3 protein-coding genes and 1 pseudogene are annotated in these 5376 nt (G+C 71.1%); all 4 read right to left on the bottom strand.

Annotation, left to right across the window (positions count from 1 at the left end; all coding sequences use genetic code 11):
- A partial coding sequence (locus tag I0Q12_RS05800; protein WP_231610091.1) for a putative zinc-binding metallopeptidase occupies positions 1-758 on the bottom strand: 758 nt, incomplete at its 3' end.
- Positions 751-1686 carry a transglutaminase family protein gene (locus I0Q12_RS05795; protein ID WP_197251035.1) on the bottom strand — a complete coding sequence of 312 codons (936 nt, stop codon included), beginning with the start codon at positions 1684-1686 and terminating at the stop codon, positions 751-753. The genes I0Q12_RS05795 and I0Q12_RS05800, both read right to left, overlap by 8 nt.
- Positions 1683-4229, bottom strand: a complete 2547-nt coding sequence (locus tag I0Q12_RS05790; protein ID WP_197251034.1) for a circularly permuted type 2 ATP-grasp protein — start codon at positions 4227-4229, stop codon at positions 1683-1685. The genes I0Q12_RS05795 and I0Q12_RS05790 overlap by 4 nt, the downstream gene beginning before the upstream one ends.
- Positions 4230-4287: 58 nt before the next feature.
- A pseudogene (locus I0Q12_RS32080) lies at positions 4288-5376 on the bottom strand (transglutaminase family protein); the annotation flags it as partial.

Raw genomic sequence — 5376 nt, 5'->3', positions numbered from 1 at the left:
GCCGGGTGCATCGTGGCGTAGCTCGACACGTGGGTGTCCTCCCACCCGGCGGGAGCGCCCTCGGAGTAGTGCCGGTCGAGGGCCTGCTGGTAGTCCTGGTCGGGATCACCGAACAGTTCCGTGAACCGCTGCCGGGCGTCGTCGTCGACGATCAGCACCATCTGGTAGTAGTGCCCGATCTCGTGACGGAAGTGGCCGAGCACCGTGCGGTACGACTCGTCCATCGCGACCCGCAGTTGTTCGCGGTGCACGTCGTCGCCCTCGGCGAGATCGAGGGAGATCACCCCGGAATCGTGCCCCGTGACCACCGGCTCGTCACGGCTCGACAACAGATCGAAGGTCAGCCCAGCCTCGGGGTCCTCGGCCCGGCCGACCACCGGCAATCCCAGCTCGGTCAACTCCACCAGCAGCCGCCGCTTGGCCGCCTCGGCCTCGGCGAACGCCTCGAGCGCGACGACGTCGTCGTCCGCGGGCCGCGTCCGGGTCAGCTCGCACGACGGACACAACGTCACGCCGTTGCCGGAGTGGTCGACACGGACGATCCAATTGCACCGCGCGAGATGCATATTGGCGCACAGCCGGTATGCGGCTGCGGGCACCGACCCTGTGCTCGGATCCAGGGAGACCGCGGGTTCGTCGACGATGGTGACCATGGAGACCGTGCCGAGGTCGAAACCGAGGCGCGCGCCACATCCCAGGCAGACCGAGTTCTCGAAGGCGAGTTGCTGACCGCAAGTGGGACAGGAGAAGTCACGCATCGAAACCATCCTTCGTGATCGGTGCGACGTCCACGGACACGTCGATGGTACTGTCCTTCGCTTCGGTATAGATGACGCCACGCAGGGGCGGCACGTCGGCGTAGTCACGGCCCCACCCCACCGTCGTGTAACGCTCGTCGACCAGTTGATCGTTGGTCGGGTCGAAGGCCAGCCACCGATCACCCGGGAGCCACACCGCCGCCCACGCGTGAGTGGCGTCGACCCCGATCATGCGTTCCTTGCCGGGCGGCGGATCGGTTGCCAGATATCCCGAAACATACCGTGCGGCAAGACCGTTCGCGCGCAGGCAGGCAATCGCCAGGCGCGCGAAATCCTGGCACACGCCGGCCCGGGAGGCGAGGACCTCGGAAACCCGGGTCGACACCGAGGTCGATCCCGAGCAGTACGTGAAGTCGGTGAAGATCCGGTGGGTGAGCTCGACGATCGCCTCCCCCAACGGGCGTCCCGGAACGAATGTCGCTGCGGCGTATTCGATCACCGAATCGTCGATCTCGGCGGGCTCGAGGTCGAGCACGAAGTCGGTCGCCAGCGCACCGCCCGCGGTCGCCGGTCGCGCCGACTCCCAGGGCTGCAGCGCGGGCCCGGCCGTCCACAACGCGGGGTCGGGCCGGCTCACCTCGACCACCGAACGTGCGGTCACCACCAGCGTGTCGTGCGGTTCGACGACGTGGAAGTACACGTCCCGGTTGCCCCAGATGTCGACGCCGGTGGAGGTGTCGCCGGGCGCCGGTTCGACGGTGACGGCGGTGTCGACGACCCGCTGCTCGCCGGTGTCCCGCGGCATCAGGTAGCCGCGGCCGTAGGAGGAGGTGACCGTCCCCGAGTACCGGTAAGTGGTGCGGTGCACGATCCGGTAGCGACGCACGGCGTCGGTCCCAGCGGTGTCGGTCCCGGCGGTGTCGGTCACGGCATCCTCCTGTTCTCGGCGCCGCCCCACAGCGGCCGGGTGCCGCCGGGAAGCGACAGCGGTCCCTGCAGCAGCAGCTCGGACAGTTCTTCGAGTCCGCGATGCACCGCGGTGAGCAGTTCGGCCAGCTCGGTGCGGGTGCCGTCCGTGGCGGCCTCGAGATCCACCGGATCGACGCGGCGCAACCGGGTGATCAGCTCCTCGGCGAGCCGCTCGGGCCGCGAGGCACCCGACGCGTCCGGCAGCGCCCGGAGGTTCTCCTTGATCCGGTCCAGCAGGTGCGCGAGCGACCGCGGATTGCCGATGTCGAACAGCAGTAGCTGGGCCACCGCAGCCACCCGCACCCGATGATTGCGGCGCCGGAACGTCACCGAGCTCTCGGCCGCGACGAGCACCGACTCGACGAGGGCCCGCTCGGTGCCGGGCGCGCGCACCTCGACCAGCGTCGTCGACAGCAGCGAGGTGAGCGCCAGTCCCCGCTCGATCCGCTTCCCGATGTCCATCACGTGCCAGCCGATGTCACGGACCATCGATTCGGCGCCCAGACCGGACAACGCGAGCATGCCCCGCAGCGCCGCGGACTGGGTGACCTCGAGCAGCGACCCGCCCTCGTCGGGGGTGGTGGCCAGTTCGTCGAGGGCGCGCCGCACGTCCGCCAGCACCGACCACGTGTCGTTCGAGAGTTGGTCGCGCACGGCCCGGGCGGCCCGCTCGAGTCCGGCGAACGACTGCGCCAGCGATCCGAGCCGGTCCGCATCGACCGTCAGCGAACGGAACTCCGCGGTCGCGACCCGGTAGCTGTCGATGCGCGGGGCGTCCGGATCGTCGGTGACCGCGAACTCGGACGACGGCGCCGCGGCCGTCAGGGTCTGCAGCAGCACCGGCAGGCATTCGCTGCCCGCGAGCCACGGCCGGAACCGGTAGTCCTGGTAGCGTTCCCGCACCGCGATGAGCAGCCGCGCGGTGTCCTCGGCGCGCTCCGAGTAGCGGCCGATCCAGAACAGGTCACCGAGGACACGGGGTGAGGTGACCACGTCGACCGCGGGCACCGCGAATTCGGGCAGCGTCTCGGCCGTGCCGGACGGATCCGCCGTCGACGCGGCGGGCACCGACCGGACCCACACGTCCTTGGCGACGATGTCGCGCCCGGCGCCCGGCGCGAGGACCTGGCCGAGCCCGCCGGGCATCGGCGTGAATCCGACCCGCTGCGCGACCGTGAACAGGCGGAGCCCGACGGGTGCGGCCTCGAACGCGTCGCGCCCGGCTGCCAGCACCGGCGCGTACGAATGCTCGGTCGGTTCGGTTCCGACCCAGCGTGCCGGATCGGCGAACACCCTGTCCCGCAACAGTTCCCGTTGCGCCGCGTCGAGCGCGCCGGGCACCACTGTCTCGGTGGTCACCGCGGACCGCAGCACCAGGTCGTCGAACCGTGCGGTGAGCAGCGACCGCCCGTCGTCGGTGCCGCCCCAGTGGGCGGGTGCCGACTCGAGCAGCAACTCCTCGTCGAGCAGGGCCCGGCACAACCACGGCAGATACGCCGCGAGCGCCGGGTTCTCGAGAACCCCGCTGCCGAGTGTGTTGACGACGGAGACCGCACCGCGGCGCACCACCTCCACCAGTCCCACCACCCCGAGATGCGAATCGGGCCGCAGGTCCAGCGGATCCGCGAAGGCCGCGTCGACGCGGCGCAGCACCACGTCCACCCGGGTCAGCGATCCGAGCGAGCGCATCCACAACCGGCCGTCGCGCACCACGAGATCGGCGGATTCGACGAGCGGCAGGCCCAGGGTCCCGGCGATGTAGGCCTGGTCGAACGCGGTTTCGGAGGTCGCGCCGGGGGTGAGCACCACGACCGTGGGATCCTCCACGCCGACCGGCGCGACATCCCGCAACGCCAGCCGCACGGCCTGCGCGAACGGGGACAGCGGCCGCGGGCTCGTCGTCTGGTACAGGTCCGGCAGTGCCCGCGACATCACCCGCCGATCCACCATCGCGTACCCCGCACCCGACGGCGCCTGCGTCAGATCCCGCGACACCCGGAACCGGCCGTCGGTGCCGCGCGCAACATCCACGGCGTGCAGGAACAGCTGGTGCGGGCCGGGCAGGGTCAGCCCGTGCGCGGCCCGCACGTACCCCGCGTGCCCGAACACCAGCCGCGGCGGCAGCAGCCCGTCCCGAACGGTCCGCAGTTCGCCGTACAGGTCGGCGAGCAACGCGTCGAGCAGCCGCGACCGCTGCACCAGGCCCCGTTCCAGCTCGGCCCAGTCGTCGGCGGCCAGCACCAGCGGCACGCCGTCGACGTTCCAGCGCACCGACGTCGGCGTCCCGGACGGGTCGATCGGGTTGTAGCTGATGCCGTGGTGGTCGACCAGCGTGCGCAGCCGCTGCCGGTACATCGCGAGCGGTTCCGGCCCGCGGGGACGGCACCCGTCCGCGAAGTCGGCCCAGTGGGCCCGCAACCGGCCGTCCGGACCGAGCAGTTCGTCGAATTCGGGCCCGCGGTGCACGTATCCGGTCAGCGCCACATCGGCGACGTCGGTCATCGGTTGCCGTCCTCCCGGGGCTCGTTGCCTGCGCCACCGGGCCTCTGCTTCGGTGCCGTCAACGCCAGGCGGTGTCCGTCCGTCGCAGGTCGAGGAGTCCGGGGGCCGTCACGTCCACCGCCAGCCGCGCCTGCGTCTCCTGCAAGCTTGCCAGGTCGATACGTCCGGGTGTGAATCCGTGGTCCTCGAACCTGCGGTTACGGCGAGATTGCGCCTCGACCGCGTTGACCGGCGGGGTGTCGTAGGCACGGCCACCGGGATGCACGACGTGGTAGGTGCAGCCGCCGCGCGAGCGACCCGACTCGACGTCGACGACGTCGACCACCAGGGGGCTGTGCACTTCGATCGTCGGATGCAGGGCGCTCGGCGGCTGCCATGCGCGATACCGCACCCCGGCGACCTGCACGTCGTCCTTGCCGGTCTCGAGCAGTGGCATCGGCACCCCGTTGCAGGTGACGACGTACCGGCCGCGGTCGGCGCCGGTCACGGACACCTGCAGCCGTTCGACGGACGAATCGACGTAGCGGGCGGTGCCACCGGCGGTGGCTTCCTCCCCGAGCACGTGCCACGGTTCGACGGCGGCGCGCAGTTCCAGCGTGACCGGGCCGGCCTGCACGCTGCCCAGACGGGGGAAGCGGAATTCGAGGAACGGGTCGAGCCAGGCGGTGTCGAAGTCGACGCCGTGCTCGCGCAGATCCGCGACGACGTCGGCGATGTCGGCCGCGACAAAGTGCAGACGAGGCCGCGCACCAGCAGCGACTGCACCATCGCCATCTGCGCGTGCGGCGGCATCTCGAAGCCGCGCAGTTCGAGGACGCCGAGGCGGCCGCGCGCCGAGTCCGGGCTGTACAGCTTGTCGATGCAGAATTCGGCGCGGTGCGTGTTGCCGGTCAGGTCGGTGAGCAGGTGCCGCAGCGCACGGTCGACGACCCACGGTGACGGCGGCCAGTCGTCGTCCGCGTCGCCGGTGAGCCGCTCGATCTCGGTGAAGGCGATCTCGAGTTCGTACAGCGCGTCCGGCCTGCCCTCGTCGACGCGCGGCGCCTGCGAGGTGGGGCCGATGAACCGGCCCGAGAACAGGTACGACAGCGCGGGATGCCGCTGCCAGTGGGTGAGCAGGGAGACGAGCAGGTCGGGGCGGCGCAGC

The organism is Rhodococcus sp. CX (assembly GCF_015865005.1).
Taxonomy (GTDB): Bacteria; Actinomycetota; Actinomycetes; order Mycobacteriales; family Mycobacteriaceae; genus Rhodococcus.
This window is presented reverse-complemented; position numbering and strand designations above follow the sequence as displayed.

Coding starts and splice junctions, on each gene's coding strand:
- I0Q12_RS05790 (WP_197251034.1), bottom strand. CDS start 4,229: ATGACCGACGTCGCCGATGTGGCGCTGACCGGATACGTGCACCGCGGG.